Origin of the sequence: Maricaulis sp. D1M11 (assembly GCF_047308265.1) — a bacterium.
Lineage (GTDB): Bacteria > Pseudomonadota > Alphaproteobacteria > Caulobacterales > Maricaulaceae > Maricaulis.
The window spans coordinates 1-19,218 of sequence record NZ_JBKQWY010000010.1; the positions used below are offsets into that span (position 1 = coordinate 1).

Annotated in this window: 16 protein-coding genes and 1 pseudogene; 8 read left to right on the forward strand and 9 right to left on the reverse strand. The window is 59.7% G+C overall.

Annotation, left to right across the window (positions count from 1 at the left end; genetic code table 11):
• Nucleotides 1-1,002, reverse strand: a pseudogene (locus RMQ97_RS13680) (hypothetical protein); the annotation flags it as partial.
• A 568-nt stretch (nucleotides 1,003-1,570) separates the two neighbouring features.
• Between RMQ97_RS13680 and RMQ97_RS13685 the strand changes: the two are divergent.
• The 4 genes from RMQ97_RS13685 to RMQ97_RS13700 all read left to right on the forward strand — a co-directional run bounded on the left by RMQ97_RS13685 (nucleotide 1,571) and on the right by RMQ97_RS13700 (nucleotide 4,912).
• The gene (locus tag RMQ97_RS13685; RefSeq protein ID WP_413661456.1) at nucleotides 1,571-2,788 is read left to right on the forward strand and encodes a type III PLP-dependent enzyme; all 1,218 of its coding nucleotides are present in this window, start codon (nucleotides 1,571-1,573) and stop codon (nucleotides 2,786-2,788) included.
• Between the two features lie 23 nt (nucleotides 2,789-2,811).
• Nucleotides 2,812-3,240 carry an adenosylmethionine decarboxylase gene (gene speD / locus RMQ97_RS13690; RefSeq protein WP_413661457.1) on the forward strand — a complete coding sequence of 143 codons (429 nt, stop codon included), beginning with the start codon at nucleotides 2,812-2,814 and terminating at the stop codon, nucleotides 3,238-3,240.
• Nucleotides 3,237-4,118, forward strand: coding sequence for a polyamine aminopropyltransferase (gene speE / locus RMQ97_RS13695; protein ID WP_413661458.1), 882 nt, complete (start codon nucleotides 3,237-3,239; stop codon nucleotides 4,116-4,118). Before speD ends, speE begins: the two co-directional genes overlap by 4 nt.
• A gap of 113 nt (nucleotides 4,119-4,231) precedes the next feature.
• A complete protein-coding gene (locus tag RMQ97_RS13700) occupies nucleotides 4,232-4,912 on the forward strand; it encodes a MarC family protein (RefSeq protein WP_413661459.1) in 681 nt (226 codons plus the stop codon).
• A gap of 24 nt (nucleotides 4,913-4,936) precedes the next feature.
• Here RMQ97_RS13700 and RMQ97_RS13705 read toward each other — a convergent pair whose 3' ends face one another.
• Nucleotides 4,937-5,476: a hypothetical protein gene (locus tag RMQ97_RS13705; protein WP_413661460.1), complete on the reverse strand. Its 540-nt coding sequence runs from the start codon at nucleotides 5,474-5,476 to the stop codon at nucleotides 4,937-4,939.
• Between the two features lie 166 nt (nucleotides 5,477-5,642).
• Between RMQ97_RS13705 and RMQ97_RS13710 the strand changes: the two genes are divergently transcribed.
• Nucleotides 5,643-5,831, forward strand: coding sequence for a hypothetical protein (locus RMQ97_RS13710; RefSeq protein ID WP_413661461.1), 189 nt, complete (start codon nucleotides 5,643-5,645; stop codon nucleotides 5,829-5,831).
• 12 nt (nucleotides 5,832-5,843) lie between these two features.
• On the opposite strand, the gene aguB is transcribed toward RMQ97_RS13710, so the two are convergent.
• From aguB to RMQ97_RS13730, 4 genes are all read right to left on the reverse strand, one after another.
• Nucleotides 5,844-6,707 (reverse strand): N-carbamoylputrescine amidase, encoded by an 864-nt coding sequence (gene aguB / locus RMQ97_RS13715; protein WP_413661462.1) that lies wholly within the window; start codon nucleotides 6,705-6,707, stop codon nucleotides 5,844-5,846.
• A complete protein-coding gene (locus RMQ97_RS13720) occupies nucleotides 6,708-7,868 on the reverse strand; it encodes a serine hydrolase domain-containing protein (RefSeq protein ID WP_413661463.1) in 1,161 nt (386 codons plus the stop codon). It abuts the gene before it with no gap.
• Nucleotides 7,850-8,887, reverse strand: coding sequence for an agmatine deiminase family protein (locus tag RMQ97_RS13725; RefSeq protein ID WP_413661464.1), 1,038 nt, complete (start codon nucleotides 8,885-8,887; stop codon nucleotides 7,850-7,852). The genes RMQ97_RS13720 and RMQ97_RS13725 overlap by 19 nt, the downstream gene beginning before the upstream one ends.
• A 113-nt stretch (nucleotides 8,888-9,000) precedes the next feature.
• Nucleotides 9,001-12,387, reverse strand: a complete 3,387-nt coding sequence (locus RMQ97_RS13730) for a TonB-dependent receptor domain-containing protein (RefSeq protein ID WP_413661465.1) — start codon at nucleotides 12,385-12,387, stop codon at nucleotides 9,001-9,003.
• Nucleotides 12,388-12,704: 317 nt separating this feature from the next.
• Here RMQ97_RS13730 and RMQ97_RS13735 point away from each other — a divergent pair, with 317 nt between their 5' ends.
• Nucleotides 12,705-14,369 (forward strand): ArnT family glycosyltransferase, encoded by a 1,665-nt coding sequence (locus tag RMQ97_RS13735; RefSeq protein ID WP_413661466.1) that lies wholly within the window; start codon nucleotides 12,705-12,707, stop codon nucleotides 14,367-14,369.
• On the opposite strand, the gene argC is transcribed toward RMQ97_RS13735, so the two are convergent.
• From argC to RMQ97_RS13750, 3 genes are read right to left on the reverse strand one after another with little or no spacing between them, the layout of a single operon-like run.
• Entirely contained in the window at nucleotides 14,308-15,237 is a 930-nt protein-coding gene (gene argC / locus RMQ97_RS13740; protein ID WP_413661467.1) for an N-acetyl-gamma-glutamyl-phosphate reductase, read from the reverse strand. The two genes, RMQ97_RS13735 and argC, sit on opposite strands and share 62 nt — an antisense overlap.
• Nucleotides 15,234-16,571, reverse strand: coding sequence for an acetylglutamate kinase (locus RMQ97_RS13745; RefSeq protein ID WP_413661468.1), 1,338 nt, complete (start codon nucleotides 16,569-16,571; stop codon nucleotides 15,234-15,236). Before RMQ97_RS13745 ends, argC begins: the two co-directional genes overlap by 4 nt.
• Nucleotides 16,568-17,590, reverse strand: a complete 1,023-nt coding sequence (locus RMQ97_RS13750) for an N-acetylornithine carbamoyltransferase (protein WP_413661660.1) — start codon at nucleotides 17,588-17,590, stop codon at nucleotides 16,568-16,570. The genes RMQ97_RS13745 and RMQ97_RS13750 overlap by 4 nt, the downstream gene beginning before the upstream one ends.
• Nucleotides 17,591-17,787: 197 nt before the next feature.
• On the opposite strand from RMQ97_RS13750, the gene kdsB reads away from it, so the two are divergent.
• Both kdsB and RMQ97_RS13760 read left to right on the forward strand, forming a co-directional pair.
• Nucleotides 17,788-18,567: a 3-deoxy-manno-octulosonate cytidylyltransferase gene (gene kdsB / locus RMQ97_RS13755; RefSeq protein WP_413661469.1), complete on the forward strand. Its 780-nt coding sequence runs from the start codon at nucleotides 17,788-17,790 to the stop codon at nucleotides 18,565-18,567.
• Nucleotides 18,567-19,199: a histidine phosphatase family protein gene (locus RMQ97_RS13760; RefSeq protein WP_413661470.1), complete on the forward strand. Its 633-nt coding sequence runs from the start codon at nucleotides 18,567-18,569 to the stop codon at nucleotides 19,197-19,199. Before kdsB ends, RMQ97_RS13760 begins: the two co-directional genes overlap by 1 nt.
• Nucleotides 19,200-19,218: the final 19 nt, after the last annotated feature.

Consider the following 19,218-nt stretch of genomic DNA (forward strand, 5'->3'; position numbering starts at 1 on the left):
CGGATTGGAACGCGGCGTGTTGTTTTGCGCGTTGTCGTCACCGTTATTGTCGAACTCGAAGCCTTGGTCACCAGACGGGCCCTGGTCAACCAGGACGTACTGGGCACGACCGCGCCAGCCATCGGTGTAATCCATGGAGTCATCGTCGTTGCCGGTCAGAACGACGTAGCGCAGATCAACCGTACCACCGAACATTTCAACACCGTCATCGGCGTTGTTGTGGACCTGGATGAAGTTGACGTCCGTGCCGGAACCCACACCCTGGAATGCGATACCGTTCAGCTCGTCGCCAGAGTTCAGACGGAAGCCAGCGAAACGAACCTGCACATAGCGCAGCTCACCAGAGCTGTCGGCCGGCTGGTCGCCACCGAACAGGCCGGAAGAACCTTCGCCAGATTTCGTACAATCAGCCGCGCCACCAACAGCAGCACCCGTACAGGCGTTGATCGGTGCGAAACCGTTGATCACCAGGCCGCCCCACTGACCTTTGTCATTGGCGCCCGTATTGCCTTCAACGTCCGTGCGGGAGGTGAAGATGATCGGGTCAGCAGCGGTACCCACTGCGTTCAGCTCGTTACCGCGAGCGACAACCAGGTAATCGCCACCGGAAGAACCGAACAGGGTGACACCTTCATTGATGGTCAGATTGACCGGCGTGCCGCCATCCGTACCGACGAAGGTCGGGCCGGTGATGATAACACCAGCGCCTGCGGCGATTTCGGTGTTGGAAGAGATCGTGCCAGTGATTTCGCAGGCGTTGATCGTGATGTCATTGTTCGTGATGCTCGCCTCGCGGACAGAACCCGTGCCGCAACCGCCGGCCGGGACCATGTCGATGGTCGTGGCAGAACCGCCACCGCCACCGCCACCACCGCCGCCACCCGGAGGCGTACCGACGTCAAGACCACCCGGAGAGGAGATGGACGTATCCGAACAAGCTGCGAAAAAGGCGCAGGCCGTGCTGACCAGGAGCAGGCTGCGGAAGTTTTGCTTCACCGACATTGAAGACCCCCAAAAAGGACAAAAAGCTCAAGACGGCCTGCGCCCCATGGCGCACGCCGCTCGGAAACGCTCTAAACAGCACGATTGTAACGCTTGAATGACAGTCGGGTGTCACTTCAGGCAATCAGACATCTTTCCACCCCCAAATACTGGGGCCTGTGGCGCAAACCACGCACTATATGCTGTCCATGAAGGGGGTTTCGCGGGCGTGGCTGATTGGCAACAGGGACAGACCTCGTGTTTGAATTTTTTGTGACATTGCCCAATATCAAGTCCTGTCCCAAACTTGTCTCAACTCACAGTTCCCCAAGCAAGCTATTCAAACAAAAGGCGCAATCTAGACTATACCCACGCCTTTAGGCGAATTCCCCTTGGGCTTCATGGAATCGTCACACGATGAGTCCCCCTCAAGTGGGAGGTCCGCACCTCAGCCCGCAATCAGGCGCATCAAAATTTCGTCCCGGTTCACCATTTTTCACTTTACAAGCCGGTTCTGGACCTTTAAGCGCGCGCCACTCGCGTTTTAAAACGTGAGTTCGGATCAACTGCCAATTGGGGGTCACGTGCGTTGCGCGCTTATCATACTCCCCTGGACCTGGTCCGCTCCAGCGAGCTAGAGGTTCCTGCGATCTGTACGCGTCCGGACCTGCTCGCCCGAGCGAGTCAGTGGTTCCAGGACCGTTTTCCCGGTGAAATCCTCTATGCCGTCAAAGCGAATCCCTCGCCTTGGGTGATCGATGGCCTGTACGCGTCCGGCCTGCGCTGGTTCGATGTCGCCTCGATGGCGGAGATCGAGATGGTGGCATCTCGCTGCCCACAGGCCAAACTCGCCTTCCTGCACCCGATCAAGAGCCGGGCCGCCATTCGGCGCGCCTACCATGACTATGGCGTCCGCGTCTTTGCGATCGATTGCGCCGAAGAACTCCAGAAAATCATTGAAGAAACCGGCGGCGCCCGGGATCTCACCCTGATCGTCCGCCTGGCGGTCTCCAATGATCATTCCGTCCTGCCACTGACGGGCAAGTTCGGGGTCAGTGCACACGAAGCCCCCGCCCTCATTCACCAGGCCCGGGCCGTGGCGGACCAGCTGGGCGTATGCTTCCACGTGGGCAGCCAGTGCATGCAACCCGATGCCTTTCGTCAGGCCATGGATCTCAGCTCGCGTCTGATCGCACAGGCCGGTGTCACCATCGACATTATTGATGTCGGTGGCGGCTTCCCTTCGCTTTATCCCGGCCTGACTCCACCGCCCTTGCAGGCCTATCTCGACACAATCACCCAGGCCTTCGAGAACATGCTAGTTCTCGAAAACGCCACGCTGTGGTGTGAACCGGGACGGGCTCTCGTTGCGGATGCCGAGTCGGTTCTGGTCCGTATCGACCTGCGCAAGGAAGACGCACTCTACCTCAATGACGGGGCCTTTGGCACGTTATTCGACGCCTCCCATAGTGACTGGCCCTTCCCCATGCGGGCCGTTCATGCCGACGGGAGACTTGCGACCGGAAGGACTGTGCCATTCCGTCTCTATGGCCCCACCTGTGACAGCGAGGATGTGCTGGCCGGTCGGTTCGATCTCCCTGCCACCTTGAAGACCGGTGACTATATCGAAATCGGCCTGATCGGCGCTTACGGCACCGCCCTGACCACCCGCTTCAATGGCTGCGGCCAGTACGACTATGTCTGCGTTTCAGACACTCCGTTTGCCAGCGCTTTCGATCTCGAACAGCGTCCGGCCACCATTACACCCATGCATGCCAACGGGCCTGGCCCGTCCGGCGCCCGCTGATCTGACAGGATGAGTGAACCGCTATGAACATGATCACCCCCATCGACGCCTCCATCGCCCCGAATCCATGCGAAGAGGCCGCAGACCATTTTATCGTTGTGGATGGCAAGGAAGTTGCCGGCAAACACGTGATTATCGATCTGATTGGCGCGAGCTATCTGGATGATGAAGTCCGGATCCGCGAGGCCATGGCCGAATGTGTCAAGGAATGTGGTGCAACCCTGCTGCACATGCACACTCATGTCTTCAGCCCGAACGGTGGCGTGTCCGGTGTGGCCGTGCTGGCGGAAAGCCATATCTCGGTCCACACGTGGCCGGAACGCGCCTATGCGGCGTTTGATGTCTTCATGTGCGGTGAGGCCCAGCCGGAAAAGGCCGGCGCCATTTTGAAACGCGCCTTCGATGCGGAGACCGCCAACATCAATGTGATCCTGCGAGGCGAAGGCGCATGAGCCACCGTTTCTGTTTCACGGACGACCAGGGCCAACTCTGGTTCAAGGAAGCCCTGACCGAAAGCGTCGGGAATTGCTTCCGGATCGATGAACTCATTTACGAGGACAGTTCCGACCACCACCACATCATTCTGTTCGAGAATGAAACCCATGGCCGTGTTCTGGCAATGGACGGTCTGGTTCAGGTCTCTCGCTCGGATGAATTCGTATATCATGAGATGGTTGCCCATGTTCCAGCCTTCGCCCACGGTCAGCTCAAGAGCGTCGCCGTGGTCGGAGGGGGCGATGGCGGCGCCATGCGCGAGCTTCTGCGTCATACCGGAATCGAGACCATCACGCTGATTGAGATCGACAAGGATGTCGTGGACTTCTCGCGCAAATGGCTGCCTGAAGTCTCCAATGGATCGTTTGATGATCCGCGGGTCGAGATCGTCATCGCCGACGGCGTCGAGTATATGAAAACGACCGACAAACGGTTCGATCTGATCATTATCGACAGTTCCGACCCGGTCGGCCCGAGTGCGGTTTTGTTCACGCCGGAATTCTACGCAAGCTGCAAGGACAAACTGAAGGATAACGGCATCCTGGTGACCCAAAACGGCCTCGCATCCATTTATCCGGATGTCGTTCGTGATAGCTCGAGATGCTTTGCAGATCTCTTTGCGCATCAGGGATTTTACGCCATCACCGTCCCGACGTTCTCCGGTGGCATCATGACCCTGGGCTTCGCCACAGACAATGCAACAGCCTTTTCCCCGGATCCGGCCGAACTGCATGCTCGCTTTCAGTCATCAGGGCTACCCATGCGTTACTACACACCGGACCTGCATGTCGGTGCCTTCGCCCTGCCCGCGGATATCCAGGCGCTCGTCGCGTGAGATCTTGGTCTGCCAGACACGACACCGCAGATCAGCCATGCGATTAATGCATAGATTAACATAGTGACCTTGCTTGCTTTGCAAGCTAAGCCCTGTGTTGAAGGAGGTGAGCCATGCTCGAAATATTCGCCACAGCGCTTGTCACATTCTTTGTTGCCATTGACCCGCCGGGTGTGGCGCCGATTTTTGCCTCTCTCACCAGCGGCACGCCCAAGGCTCATCAAAGGGCCATGGCCTACAAATCGGTCGCCATCGCAGCGGGCGTCCTGCTGGGATTTGCACTCGTCGGCGGCTGGCTGCTCGACGCCATGCACATCTCACTCGATGCCTTCCGCATTGCCGGCGGTGTGCTTCTCTTTGTGATCGCTCTCGAGATGATTTTCGAGAAACGTACCGAGCGACGCGAAGAACGGGCAGAAAAACTGCACGAAGAGCAGGAGGCCCACCCGGGAACGCATGAAGACGTGTCCGTCTTTCCCCTGGCTATTCCCATGCTGGCCGGACCGGGCTCGATTGCCTCGATCATGCTGTTTATGTCGGAAGCGGACAATCTCTTCCACAAAGGCATCATCCTCGGTGGCGTCGCCATCAACCTTCTGATCTGCCTGGTTCTGTTCCTGCTCATCGGACCGGTTATGCGATTTATCGGCGACTCAATGGCGGCCATGATCACCCGGATTCTGGGTGTCATCCTGGCCGCGCTGGCTGCCCAGTTCATCATTGACGGGATCGAGGCGACCTTCATCACCTCGATCACCGAGGCCATCCAGAGCGCGACACCCGCCGCGCCCTAGACCCGAGCCGGGAACGGGTGCGGCTTACCGCGCCCGTTCCAACCGCATGTAGAAGGTGGGCCAGCATTGTCCACCGTCCGCCGGGCACCACTCACCGGTCTCTTCCCAGATGCTGTCCGTCACCTGGGCCGAATACTGGATCCGGCCGCCTGGACCCAGATCGATCGACCAATCAAAACCCGCTTCAGTCATGATAAATTCGGCGTCATTCTGTTGGCCATGCTGGGTCAGGGCACGCATTTCATAGCCCACTCCGGCCCGCGTCAGCAGTCCCACCGCATCATGAATAGGACGCCCCGCGCGTCCACTGCCGGCCGGGGCAAAGCCTTCGCCACGCAGGACGACGGCATGCCCACCGGCCGCCACCTCAACCTCTTCGAATATGTCGAAGGTGTGTCGCTCGCGAGAGGGCGTCATGATCCAGCCCTCCCCTTGCCAGACCCCTTCCATCCGGGCCAAAACCGTTCCGGGCGGGTCCTGAGCCACTGCCGGTGCCGCCAACCCTGTAACAGACAGGGCCGCCAGCGCCGACAGGCTGATGCCGCGCAAACACCATGTTTTCATCGATCTTTCAGTCATATTTCCGGACATTCTGAAACCTCCTGCTAGCGTCCTGAAAAGAACTTTATTGATTAAAGTAATATTCGCTAGCGGGACTAAATCTTTTTTAGTCCCCTTTTGAGAGACTCATTGTGTCGAGGCGCAAGTCAGGCGGGGAAGGGAGAATGGAATGATCTATCGTCTCATCCTGCTGCTCAGTGCAGCCATCATCGCCCTACTGGGTTTGGGCGTGTCTGCGTTCGCCATAAGTCAGGGCGCGACAGACCAGGCCATCGCGTTTGGCTGGCCCACTCTGGGCGCCAGCCTTTTGCTGGCCCTGCTTGTCCCTCACTCCAACTCGGTCAAACCATCCGCTTAGTCCCCTGACGGATTAGGATGCACCACCGGGCGGGCCGAAAAAGCCTGGATAAAGATCAGTGCGACGGTCGCGGAAGAACCCCCAGGCGGCCTGTTCGCGCGCCAGTTCAGCCCGATTGAACGAGGCCGAGATCCACCCTGTCTCACAGCGATCCATCTCGGCGCATTTTTCGCCGGTCTGGTCGCAAATGAAAGACGAACCGTAAAACAGCTGACCGTCCTCATCGCCGACCCGGTTCGCGGCCATGACCGGCAAGACATTCGCCACGGCATGTCCCTGCATCACGCGCTGCCAACGATCCTTGGTATCCAGCGTGTCATCCTGGGGCTCAGCGCCGATCGCGGTCGGATAGAGAAGCATTTCGGCGCCCTGAATGGCCATGGCGCGCGCAGCTTCAGGGAACCATTGATCCCAGCAAATGCCCACACCCATCCGGCCATATGCCGTCTGGAAGACCTTGAAACCCGTATCTCCAGGACGGAAGTAAAACTTCTCCTGATAGCCAGGACCATCGGGAATATGGCTTTTGCGATAGACGCCCAGATCGCTTCCGTCCGCATCCAGAACAACAACCGAGTTGAAATAATGGGGTCCATCTTTCTCGAAAATGGAGACCGGAATGACGACGCCCAACTCTCGTGCGAGAGGTTGCAGCGCTTTGACACAAGGATGATCCGACGCGGGATAGGCGTGTGCAAACTCGGCCTCGTCCTGCTGCTTGCAGAAATACGGGCCCTGAAAGAGTTCCGGTGCCAGGATGATCTGGGCACCCCCCGCCGCTGCCTGGCGGCACAAGGTCTCAACCTGTGCAAAATTTGACGCCATATCCGCGCCAAACGCTGCTTGCAGGGCCGCTATCGTGAAGGTTTCACCCACTTATTCATCCTCATAGAAACGCTCCAGCCATTCGTGGCCATCTCCCTCGCCAGTCCGCAGATCCATAACAACAGGCCAGAGCCACCAAGCCGGACGATTGTCGGAATTCCATAATGCTACGAAGGCAAAACCGGTTTCCGGCTCCAGAACAATTTGTGCGCCATAGCCTGACAGATAGCCCGAATGCAGAACCAGAGTCCGGTCGCCCCAATCATAGACCCGCCATCCCAGACCATACCAGGTCTGTGAAACCCGCGCTGACAACTCGCCCAGTCGTCGAGTTTCACGCCGGGTCTCGGTCAAACGGGCGTGGGCACGCGCGCGCACATCCTCGGGAATCCCATCGCGAACCCCAAGCTGTGCCTGGGCCCAGGCAATCATGTCATTCAGGGACAAGTTCACGCCCGCTGCAGACGGGGTGCGATCATAATATGTACGTGGATGGCCAGCCTCATTACCGGTGCGACGCCAGCCACGATGGGGCGCGGCCCAATCATCCGATGCCGTCAGAGCCGGAACGCCCAACGAAGCGGTTTCCATGCCTGTACGTGAAAAAATTTCGCTGGTCAGGACATCGGCATAGGGCCGCCCCGTAGCCTCTTCCACCACGGGTTCAACGGCGGCAAAGGCCACATTCTGATACGTAAAACAACTGCCGACCGGACACAGCAAATCCACCTCGGACAAGCGCTCCCGAATATCCCCGATCGGGCGTCCGGCTTCGAGAATATTGTCATAGGCATTGGGCGGCAGACCCGTGCGATGACTGAGCAAATCCTCCAGTGTGGGATTTCGATCTCCCTGAAGCGACAGGATCCGGGCCGGCATGGGCATGTCCAGATCAATCTGCCCCTGATCCTCCAGCAAGGCCAGGAGCGTTCCGGTAAATGTCTTGGAGACCGACGCCGCGCGGAACAGCGTTGTGTCGGAGACCGCCCGACCGGACCCTGCTTCAGCCTCGCCATGCGTGAAAACAAAAACCGGCTCACCATTTTCGATCACAGCGGCCGCCAGTCCGACAATCCGTGGATCCTCGACCACTCGGGTGAAATGGCTCTGCAATTCTGGAAGATAGTCTGGACTTGCCTCAACAGGCGTTTGCGCAGACGCAATCGCGCCCCCGCACCACATCGCAAGCGCCATTAGATACGTTCGGAGCACACAGATTCTCCCGGGACCTGACAGGTCACACAATGAAACGCTCCCCCGCCTTCAAGAATAGCGCGCGCAGGTGAACCCACAACCCGGCGACCTGGAAACAGTGCCTGAATGGCAGACAGCGCCCGCCGTTCGCCCGGTTGGCCATAGACCGGTACCACCACGCGTTTTGGACCTATGATCCAGTTGAGATAGCTGGCAGGCCAGATGTCCCCATTCGCACCGGTGACCCGCCCCGGCGACGGGATTGTTCGTACATCCAGCCGCCGTCCCCGCGCATCCGTCATGCGAGACAGCTGTCGACGGATCTGGATCAAACGCTCGGCCTGCGGGTCGTCATCCCCATACGGCGTCATGCACACGACCTGTCCGGGCCGGACAAAGCGTGCGGCATTATCAATATGACCGTCCGTGTGATCATGTTTCAGCCCGTCATCCAGCCACAACACCGCGTCGAGCCCCAGTGACGCCTTGAGCTCGCGCGTAATCTGCGCTTCGGTGAGCCCCGGATTCCGGTTTTTATTGATCAGACAGATCCGGGTCGTCAACACCGTGCCCTCACCGTCAAATTCCAGCGCGCCACCTTCTGTAACAAGGCGGTGTTCCATCAGTTCGGCATCAGTTTCACGCGCAATACGAGGCGCGACCTCCAGATCGCCCGGCATCAGGTATTTCCCGCCCCAGCCATTAAAGCCAAAACGGATGGCAAGACGTCTACCCCGTTCGGTCACAGCCAATATCGGGCCCGTATCGCGAGCCCAAACATCGCCATTTGAGGCCCGGAGAACACGAACGCGCGGTCCCAGAGCCTGACGGGCTGAGGCTTCGGCTTCGGCGTCGCGCGCCAGAACCGTCACACCAAAGCGCGACGGATTCGTCCCATCAAGAATGGCTTTGATCCACAGGGCAAACTCACGGCGCGGTGCGGCTAGGCCACAGGGCCATTCCTCAGAGTTTGCCGGCCAGCAGGTAATAATGCGCGAGACCGGTTCGGCCTCATGAGGGATACGAAACTTTGTCATGGCGCGGGCGTCTAGCATGCACGCCTCACGCTGGCGAGCGCGAATACCTCACCCCAATAGCAAGAGGGCGGCCCGATGGGCCGCCCTCCGCTGAAAACCAATTCCGTAAGGAATTAGAACTCGTAACGCAGACCAACGCGGACGCGGTAGACCGAGTTGTTCTCGTCTTCGTTGAAGAAGACCTGAGACGCGACGTTGCTGTAGATGTACTGGCAGTCGCCAGCAGCTTTACAGACTTCACCGGTCTCGTTGTTACGCAGGAAGTTGCCTGCGGCGTCTTGCATCTCGACGGTGACGGCGTTGACACGGCCGTTGGACGGACGACGAACAACCTGGCCCCACTCGTCATTGAGCAGGTTCGGGAAGTTCTCGATGTCCAGGACCAGTGCGAAGCGGTTCTCACCAACAAAGCGCTCGGCGTAGCTGATGCCCGGCAGCTCTTGCGAGAAGCGGAAGTCCCAACGCTGGACCCACGGAGAACGATCAGAGTTACGCGGGGCGATAGAGCCAGCGTACTGAGCGAGACCGTATTGGTTCACGAAGGCCAGGAAGTCAGCTTCGTCAGTTGCTGTCTCGAACACAACGCGGGAGTCGTTGAAGACGCCGTTTTCGATGTTCGGGATGTACAGCAGATCGGCACCGTCACGCGGGCTACCGCCATTGGCGCGACCGAAGACCGGCTCACGATCAATGTTGTAACCGTAGGAGAACGGCGAACCGGACTGGATGATGCCGCGGACGTTGAAGCGGGACGTCAGGTCACCGAAGAACTCGTTCTCGTAGGAGAAACGAGCCGTGAAACGGTGCTCGACTTCGTTGGAGGACGTGCCGACGGCCGGGTTGTTACGGTCCGTACCGACGATGCCGCGCCATGCGGAAACCGCACGGGAAGACGTGTACTCCAGCAGGTCATCAGCTTGGGTGTTGGCGTAACCAACGTTGAAGCCGAAGCCGTTGTCGTAGTCCTTGGCCACCTGAACGGAGAAGGAGAGGCTGTCGCCACCTTCCGTCGTGGTGATCATGAAGGCATCCGGAATGTTGAACTCACGGGAGGAGTTCGTCGGGTCAGCCGGATCCGGAATGTCGCCCAGGTCCGGATAGATCGGACGGCCATCCGGTGCAATGCCAACGGAACCTGCCAGGTCGGCACGTTCGAAGGCCAGGTTACGCCAGATCAGAGCTTCGTCTTGCTTGCCGTAAACCACGGAAGCAGACACACGGTAGTCATCGCCCAGACCAAAGCCCCAACGGTTCAGGTCGAGGTTATAGTCAGCACGCAGGGAAGCGCGGGTGACGTAAGGCATGTCGAAGTTCGGGTCCAGAACGTCAACATTGTGAACCGCGTTGAAGGAACGACGGTTGGAACCCGCGTCGAGCGTCGGAACACCGATGCCGTTAGCGATGATGCCTTGCAGAGCAGACGGGACGTTGAAGATGTCCACGCCCGTTGCGTCGTAGCCGAAGAAGGCGCCGGTCGCAGCGGTGTAGTTGTTGGAGATCCAGACCTGCGGGTTACCACCGGAGTAGATGCCGTAACCACCGGAAACCGTCAGGCGGTCAGAAGCGTCCCAGGTGAAGCCAACACGCGGCTGGATCAGGTCAACACCGTCCAGGGTGTCACGACCGGAGAAGCCGTAGATGCTCTCGAAGGAAGCCAGGGTGTCCGGGTCGGTTGCCAGAACGCTGTCTTCCGGAGCCGGCGGCGTGTCGTCCTGCGAAATGCGGTCATAGCGCACACCGAAGTTCACGTTGAACGTCGGCGTCACCTGCCAGGAGTCCTGGATGAACAGAGAGGTCTGCTCATAGCCCCAGTCAGCGATCACGTCGTTGGAGTCGTTGGAGAAGGCGTTGATGTAGTTGATCTCAGCCACACCATCGATCAGGTCTTGCAGGTCGTTGAAGATGAACTCGCCGCGGGAGAACTGACCGAACACGTTGAACAGGTCGTACTGCTCGTACTGGCCACCGAAGGTGATCAGGTGGTCGCCCCAGACATAGTCGCCCTGACCGAAGAAGATCGTGCGTTCGTCTTCGAAAGCGTTGTGGTGACGGAACACGTCCGGACCCAGACGGAAGGTCCGGGAGGAGTCACCGATCAGGCCCTCAAGATTGTTTGCGTTCAGGTACGGGTCGCTGTCGTTCACGCGGATGGTGAATTGACCAGCAGACGTACCCGTTGCGGACGTGTCGCCCAGGGAGTCCTGACCACGCACATACTCTTTACGAGCAACGCGGAAGATCGTGGAGAAGTTGTCCGTCCAGGAGGAGTTCAGCTCGGCGCGGTACACGTCCTGCTCGGAAGACAGGGTGTAGTACGTCGTCGGGAAGTTGAACGTACCCGCGTTGGAAAGCTGGCTGTCCTCAGAGTAGGTGTAGGACGCCGTCAGGGTGTGATCTTCGTTGATGTTCCAGTCGATCTTGCCGGTGTAGCGCGTGGATTCTTCCGTCACGGACGTGTCGGACGGCAGGCCAGCGTCGTAACCGTAGTTGTCTTGGACCAGATCACGGATGATCGTGAACATCTGCTCATCGACATCCTGCAGGTTGCGGGAAACCGGGAAGGTGTTCTCGACGGTCTCGTAACCGGCAAAGAAGAACAGCTTGTCTTCGATGATCGGACCGGAAACGAATGCGCCCCACTCGGTCTCTTCGAAGTTGGAGGTGACTTCTTCGTCAAAAGCTTCGTCGCCGACCAGGCCGTCGTCGAAGGTGTAGTAGTACAGGCCACCGTCGATTTCGTTGGTGCCGGACTTGGTGATCACGTTGACCAGACCGCCGGTGAAGCCGGTGGACAGGACAGAGTAGTCAGCGATCTGAACGGAAGATTCTTCAATCCATTCGATGGACACCGGCTGACGCAGGGTCGGGAACAGACCTTGGTCGAGACCGAAGTCGTTCTGCTGGGCGAGACCATCGATCACGAAGCCGTTGAAGCGCGGCGGCTGGCCGGCGATGGAGATCGTACCGTTGTTACGGCCGCGACCGGACAGCTCGGTGGAAGACACGAGCGGGTCGGACAGCAGCGAGGAGATGACGTCACGGTTGATGGACGGTTGAGCAGCCAGGTCAGAAGCGGAGAAGACAGAGCCCACGCCACCGTTCAGCTGCAGCTCGTTCTGAACGGCAGAACCGCGAACGACGATCGATTCGATAGAGGAATCGCCAGCGCCGAGAACGGCGTTGAAGATTTCCGGCTGACCGGAGGACAGGTTGATGTCTTCCTGAACCAGGGTCTCGCCAGCGCCAGACACCGTGATGGTGTAAGGGCCACCCGGACGCAGGCCGGTGGCGAAGTAGGTGCCGTTGGCAGACGTGGTGGCGTTGGAAACGGCACCCGTTGCGTCAAAGCGGATCGTGACAGAAGCGCCGCTCACCGGGTTGCCGGAAGCGTCGACAATAACACCGCGGACCTGAGCAGTGGTCTGCTGTGCATAGACCGCAGCCGGGGCTGCAGCCAGCAGTGCGACGGAAGCCGCACCGTAAGCAAGTTTCGTAAACATAGACATCTGGAAATGTCCCCCAATCTATCGACCTAGAGGGCACATGCCCTCCACTAGCACGGGCCTCGTAGAACTATCCGGCGAAGAAAAAAAGACGGAAATTTAAAGGTTTTACGACAGGCCCGGTTGCGTGTTGCAAGTGCGAAATACGGGTCGACCCAAAATATGCGTCAAACACTGTGTTCTACCGCTATATCCGGGATACTCCCCCTGTGAACAACCGCTGAAATTTGCTCCAACGGCTTTACCTCTGCCGGATGAAAGTCCATAGCTGCGGCTTAAATGTAACACCCAATTCTAGCCCAAGAGTTCCCCTGATGGCTGAATCAGCTGTTCTGAAACATTTCTCGCGCGATCCCGGGCTGAAAACAGCCTTGAGCGTGATTCTGGGCCTCGCCCTGTTCCGCCTGATCCTTCTGCTCCTGAGCCCCCTGCCCTTGCATGCAGACGAGACCCAATACTGGATCTGGTCCCAGACCTTTGATTTCGGCTATTTCTCCAAACCACCGCTCATCGCCTGGGTGATCGCCCTCTCAACCAGCCTGTTTGGCGATAGCGAGGCGGCGGTGCGTCTACCCGTGATCTTCCTTCACAGCGGAACTGCGAGCTTCATTCTCCTGATCCTGCGCCATATCGGTGCGCCGCGTGTCGGCTTTTGGTCGGCGATTGTCTATCTGACCATGCCTGCGATCTGGCTGTCCGCTGGCATCATGTCGACCGACACCCTGCTTCTGTGTGCCTGGTCGGGTGCCCTGTATGCTCTGCTGCGACTGCGTTCGGAACAGACCTGGCCTACGGGCATCGCTCTGGGTGTTGCGATCGGTCTGGGCTTTCTGGCCAAATACGCGATGATCTATTTTGTGGTCGGCCTCGGTCTGGCAATGGTGTTTGACCCGCTGACACGGCGGGCCCTGCTCAGCCTGAAAGGGCTGGCGGCCGGCATGCTCGCCCTGGCCATTTTCTCGCCGAACATCGCCTGGAATGCCGCCCATGACTTCGCGACCGTCAGCCACACTGCAGCGAATGCCAACTGGGGCGGCGACATGTTCCACCCGGGCGAGATGCTGGACTTCATCCTCGGACAGTTCGGCATTTTGGGGCCGGCCCTGTTCCCGCTGCTCGTGATCACGGTCTGGCAGGTCCTGCGCAGGCTGGCGGCTGGGCTGAGCGGTGCGGTGACCGAAACCTTTGCAGACCCGGTCGATGCCCATGCTGGTCTACTTGTCGGCTTTGTCTGGCCGCCGATCGTTATTGTGTCACTGCAGGCTTTTCTGAGCCGGGCGCACGCCAACTGGGCCGCTGCGGCTTATGTCGGCGGCATCATTCTGGTAACTGCCTTCCTGCTGCGGGGACCCAACTGGCGCCGTGTCGTCTTGCTGGCGTCAATTGGTGTTCATACCTTCTTAGGCTTGCTGGGGACCGTAATGATCTTCAGCCCCGGCTTCACGGAGTGGATCGGCGCGGAAAACGCGTTCAAACGCGTGCGCGCATGGCGGGAGACCGGGACCTTGGTGGAAGAGGTGAGCCGCGCTGCGCCCTATACCGCCGTCCTGTTTGATGATCGCAACGTGTTTCACCAGATGCAGCGCTACGCCCCCGATCTGGCCGCGCCGCAATATATGTGGTGGCGCTATTCCGGACCCACCAATCATGCCGAGCGGGAATGGCCCATGCCCGACGGTCTGGAGGGTGATCTCCTGGTGATTTCTCACCGACCGCTGGAGGTCGACCGTATCCGCCAGGATTTCCGCCAGATGGAGGCCGTAGACACGCTCATCATTCCTCTGGGTGGGGAGAAAGTGCGCGAACTCACGGTCTGGCGCGTCAACATCCATGAACGCGTGCCGCGCGATACTGCGTATGAAGATTACTGGCTGGGTGTGGATGCGGCGAAAAGGGCCGGCGAGGCGCCGGCCATTCTCACTCCGGAAGACCGAGCGATAGGCACAGGTTCTGAACAGCCTGAACCGCAGCGCCCTTGAGCAGATTGTCTTCGGCACACACAATCACGGCATGATGCCCGTCGGCACCGACGGCGAACCCGCCCAGGACAGCTCCCGGATTGTAGGCCCCATCACGAATCTCCGGAGCCATGTCCTGGATTCGCACGAGGGCTTCATCCTGATAGAACGCCGCGAAATGGGCCTGGAGCGTGTCTGGCGTCATCGCGTCCTTGAGATCGAGGTGAACCGTGGCCGTAATACCTCGGAAAAACTCGGCAACATGGGGAGTAAACCGCACCTCTAGGCCCAGATGGCGAGACATCTCACGCTCATGGATATGCCCTGTCAGGGCATAGGGCATGAGATTATCCTTGAGGGCTTCGGTGTCATTCTTGCGCGAAGGCGTGGTGCCTGCGCCGGAATACCCTGAAACACCAAACACGTGGGCGGGAGCCGCCAGGTGATCCCGCAAAGGAGCCACGGCGAGCTGGCCAGCGGTGGCATAACACCCCGGATTGGCTATGCGCCGGGCCCCAGCGATGCGCTCGCGACCATAAGCTTCGGGCAGGCCATAGACCCAGTTGTCGTCGAAACGGTAATCCGCCGACAGATCCACGATCACTCGCTGCGGTGCCAGACTGTCGATTGCCGCGACATAGGGCTCCCCCGCCCCATTGGGCAGAGCCAGCACAACCGCATCAATATCCAGCCCGGCCAGGGTTTCGGGATCCGGCATTTTGAAAACAAGGTCGGGATCGGCTTCCGGTGCCATCTCCGTCACATGCCGACCGCTCAATGAGCGCGAACCGGCCCAGGCCAGAACCATGTCATCGCGTTCCGAAATCAGTCGAATAAGCTCGCGACCCGTGTGGCCCCGCGCCCCGACAAGAGCGATACGGGCTGTCATGTCACCGCCTCCAGGGTTGCGGGCAGAGCGAGGATATCGGCGATCATCGCGTCTGTCACACCGAGCTCACCGCGCCAGAACACGGTCCATTCAGAGGTCCGGATGGCGCCATCACACTCTTCAAAATAGAATCCATTGACCGGATTGTCAGTGCGCGACCGCCAGATCAATTGCGGCGCATAGGCGATCAGCTGTCGCCAGACCGCGCGGCCAAGCCCCTCGCCACGCGCATCATCCTGGACCGCGAACTTGTCGAGATAGGTCCATGCGCCCATGCGGCGGGTGATGGCTGCCGCCCGGTAATTCTCCGAGATCAGGGCGTGATCGATTTTCACTTGATCCCAATATCCCGTGACGGCGGGCCGGCCGAAGGAGCGGGTGACCAGAGCGTCCAGCCGGTCCATGTCGATCTCGGCCTTGGCATGGAGCGCAGAGATCTTCTCCCCGCGCCGGACCAGGGTTCCCGCACCGGCATGCGTGAACAATTCGCGCGTCAGCTCCGTGGGCCGGGTGATCGCCACAGAGCTCGACAAGGGCAGGTCGGCCAGCAGGCGATGGATTTCCTGCAGCTTGAGCTGCATGCCCCCACTGACCCAGTCCGCCGCCAGCAATTCGTCATAGTCGGTGGCCAGGTTGATCGCGGAGAGGATCTGACCGGTCTGATCCAGCAAGCCACCCGTGCCTGTCAGGAAAATCACCTTGTAGGGCTGGAGCGCATGTACCAGAGCCCGCACGGCGGCATCGGCATTGACATTGACCAGACACCCCTCCGCCGTTTCACCCAGACAGGCCAGGATTGGTGCCTGTCCTGCCCGAGCGGCCGCGGCCACCAGATCCAGGCGGACTCGCGACGGTTCGCCTACACGCCCCAGACGCTCACGATCCACCAGCTCGGCTTCGAACACACCGGACGGCACGGCGGCGGCTTGCCCTCCAGCAGCACGCACCGCATCCACCAGGCTCAGATTGGCCGTGGTCAACGTCTCGCGAACAACCGGGATGGCGGCATCCGGCGTCACGCGCAATCCGTCCACACGCTCTTCCACAATGCCTGCATCACCCAAGGCAGCATCAAGCTGAGGCCCGCCACCATGCACGACGACAGGCGACAGCCCCACGGTCTGCAGGAAGGCCAGTGCGTTCGCCAAACCTTCCAGATCGTCGCGGATCACCGCGCCGCCCACCTTGATGACCGCAAAACGTTCCTGGTCGACGCCAGAAAAACGCGACAGGTATTCACGGATTTCCTTGCCATCACGCATGTGCGACAGCAATTGCACGATCGTCTGGCGGACCCCGTTATCCTTGGAGCCGCCGGTCTGTGTCTGGTTCATCCGGCCCCTCCGGTGCTTTGGGTAGCCAGGGCCTCCATCACGGCCTTCTGCACCGGAAGGCGATTGCTCGCCTCTTCAATGCCCAGGAAGGCCGGGCTGTCGACAACCGCATCTGCTATCTTCACGTTCCGGCGCATCGGCAAACAATGGCTCACCACGGCATTATTGGTCAGTGCCATCTTCTCGGGCGTGATCATGAAATCCGCCCCCTTCGCCCGGAACGGGGCTTCCTCGTCCCAATTGCCAAAGAAGGGCAAGGCGCCCCAGCTCTTGGCATACACCGCATCGGCGCCGCTATAAGCGGCCTCGACATCGGTTGTCACCGTCAGCGAACCACCGCCGTCGGCCACAAATCCCTCCGCCGCCGACATGTAACGCTCGTCGAGACGGTAGACCTCGTCCGGGATCAACATGCGGACATTCATACCGAATTTGGTCGCCATCAGCAGGGCCGAGTTTGCGACGGCGGTGTTGAGCGGTTTGGGGTGCGGCACCCAGGTCAGCAAGAACTCCTTGCCGGCGACATCACCGAGATGGGCCTGCAAAGCGAGCATCATCGCCAGTTCCTGGCACGGGTGAACAATCGTCTCCATATTGATGATCGGCACGGTCGCGTGTTCGGCAAAGGCCGTGATCATCGGATCCTCGCGTTCCGTCTGCCAGTTCTTGAAAGCCGGAAAACAACGAATGGCGATCAGGTCGACATAGCTCGACAGGACGCGCGCGGCCTCCTTAACGTGCTCCTCCTCGTCGCCGTCCATCACGGCACCCGGCGCGAATTCCATCGGCCAGGTTGCTCCCTTGGCGTCGAGCACAATGGCATGACCACCCAATTGGTGGGCCCCGATATCAAAACTTGATCGTGTTCGGAGCGAGGGATTGAAAAAAACCAGCGCAATCGTCTTGCCTTCCAGTGCTCGGCTCACGGCGCCCGATTTAAAGGCGCTCGCACGGTCGAGCAGCGCCTGCAGTTCGGAGCGGGTCCAGTCGGCAGTTGAAAGAAAATTGCGCATGATCAGTCTCAAAAGGCTGTGTGTGAAAAGACGAACCCCGGCGAATACGTCCGGGGTCCATCAAAGTCCATATCACATTGCGCATAACGCAGGCATGACGTCATACACACATGAGATGTGACGCGTCGGCATGATCCGTGTTCGAGAGTGGAAATTCGCGCGGCAATATGAAAAAAGCGAGATCTCGTCCATCGGAGTGCACCATGTCGGTTCTTGCCATTATTCCCGCCCGTTACGGGTCGACCCGGTATCCGGGCAAACCGCTGGCCCAAATTGCCGGCAAGATGATGATCGAACGGGTCTGGACCATTGCCGCCGCGGCAAGCGGGGTCGATCGGGTTGTGGTCGCCACCGATGATACGCGTATTCTGGACGCCGTTACCGCTGCGGGCGGTGAAGCGGTGATGACGGACGAAGCCTGTCGCAATGGGACTGAACGCGCGCTGGATGCCATGAAGCGCCTGAACAGCGACGCAGAGATCATTATCAATGTCCAGGGCGATGCCCCCCTCATTCCACCCTGGGTGATCGGGGATGTCGCCGAGACCCTGCGCGCCGATACCCGTCTTCAAATGGCCACCCCGGCTGTGGAATTACCGCCAGAGACCGAGGAGCGCATGCGGGCCGACAAGGCGAAGGGCTCAGCCAGCGGCACCACCGTGGTCTTCAACAAGGCCATGGATGCGATGTATTTCTCGAAAAACGTCATTCCTTTCCGCCGCAAACCGGGCGCGGGCATGCCGGTCTTCCAGCATATCGGGCTGTATGGCTATCGACGCGAAACCCTGGAAACCCTCGTCTCTCATGAACCCACGCCCTTCGAACTGACCGAAAGCCTCGAGCAGTTGCGCGCCCTGGAGAATGGCATCCCGATCCGTGTGGTCCTGACCGATTATCGCGGTCGCTCCGCCTGGTCCGTCGACACTCCCGAAGATGCCGAACGGGTGGCGGACATTATCATGCGCGAAGGCGAGCTGGTCTGATGGCGCGCCTCCTCCTCGCTCGTCACGGCAATACATTCGGTCCCGGCGACACGCCCGTCTGGGTGGGAGCGCGTGAAGACCTTCCCCTGGTTGAAAAGGGCGAGGCCCAGGCGGCTGAACTGGGTATTGCCCTGCGCGACGCACGGCTGCGCCCTGCGCGTATTCTCTCCGGCCCGCTCAAGCGCACCCGCCGGGCCGCGGAGATTGTGGCCGACTTGACCGATTTTGGGGGAGAGATCGAAATCGATGACCGCCTGCGCGAAATCGACTACGGCAGCTGGGGCGGCAAGACCAATGAGGAGATCATTGATCTCTTCGGTCAGGAGGCTCTGGATTACTGGAACACCGCGCATCGCCGCCCGCCAAACAGCGACTGGTCACCGGATGAAGCGACGCTGAAAACCAATGCCCTCAGCGCATTGGCTGACGCTCCTGCGCAGACAGGTTTCACGCTGCTTGTCACTTCGAACGGTGTCTTGCGCTATGTCTATGGCGAAAGCGAAGGCCTGGCCGCGGACGCCAAGGTCAAAACCGGCCATGTCTGCGTGGTCGAACGGCGGAACAACACATTTCACCGGCTCGCCTGGAACGACAAGCCGGAGACCGGACGGCTGGAAGACCTTCTAGGCTAGGACTGGACTAGGATGCTCT

What these genes read in the sequence shown, in the direction of transcription:
- speD (WP_413661457.1), top strand. Translation starts at nt 2,812, where the DNA reads ATGAACATGATCACCCCCATCGACGCCTCCATCGCCCCGAATCCATGC.
- speE (WP_413661458.1), top strand. Translation starts at nt 3,237, where the DNA reads ATGAGCCACCGTTTCTGTTTCACGGACGACCAGGGCCAACTCTGGTTC.
- RMQ97_RS13700 (WP_413661459.1), top strand. Translation starts at nt 4,232, where the DNA reads ATGCTCGAAATATTCGCCACAGCGCTTGTCACATTCTTTGTTGCCATT.
- RMQ97_RS13705 (WP_413661460.1), bottom strand. Translation starts at nt 5,476, where the DNA reads ATGAAAACATGGTGTTTGCGCGGCATCAGCCTGTCGGCGCTGGCGGCC.
- RMQ97_RS13710 (WP_413661461.1), top strand. Translation starts at nt 5,643, where the DNA reads ATGATCTATCGTCTCATCCTGCTGCTCAGTGCAGCCATCATCGCCCTA.
- RMQ97_RS13725 (WP_413661464.1), bottom strand. Translation starts at nt 8,887, where the DNA reads ATGACAAAGTTTCGTATCCCTCATGAGGCCGAACCGGTCTCGCGCATT.
- RMQ97_RS13730 (WP_413661465.1), bottom strand. Translation starts at nt 12,387, where the DNA reads ATGTTTACGAAACTTGCTTACGGTGCGGCTTCCGTCGCACTGCTGGCT.
- RMQ97_RS13735 (WP_413661466.1), top strand. Translation starts at nt 12,705, where the DNA reads ATGGCTGAATCAGCTGTTCTGAAACATTTCTCGCGCGATCCCGGGCTG.
- argC (WP_413661467.1), bottom strand. Translation starts at nt 15,237, where the DNA reads ATGACAGCCCGTATCGCTCTTGTCGGGGCGCGGGGCCACACGGGTCGC.
- RMQ97_RS13745 (WP_413661468.1), bottom strand. Translation starts at nt 16,571, where the DNA reads ATGAACCAGACACAGACCGGCGGCTCCAAGGATAACGGGGTCCGCCAG.
- kdsB (WP_413661469.1), top strand. Translation starts at nt 17,788, where the DNA reads ATGTCGGTTCTTGCCATTATTCCCGCCCGTTACGGGTCGACCCGGTAT.
- RMQ97_RS13760 (WP_413661470.1), top strand. Translation starts at nt 18,567, where the DNA reads ATGGCGCGCCTCCTCCTCGCTCGTCACGGCAATACATTCGGTCCCGGC.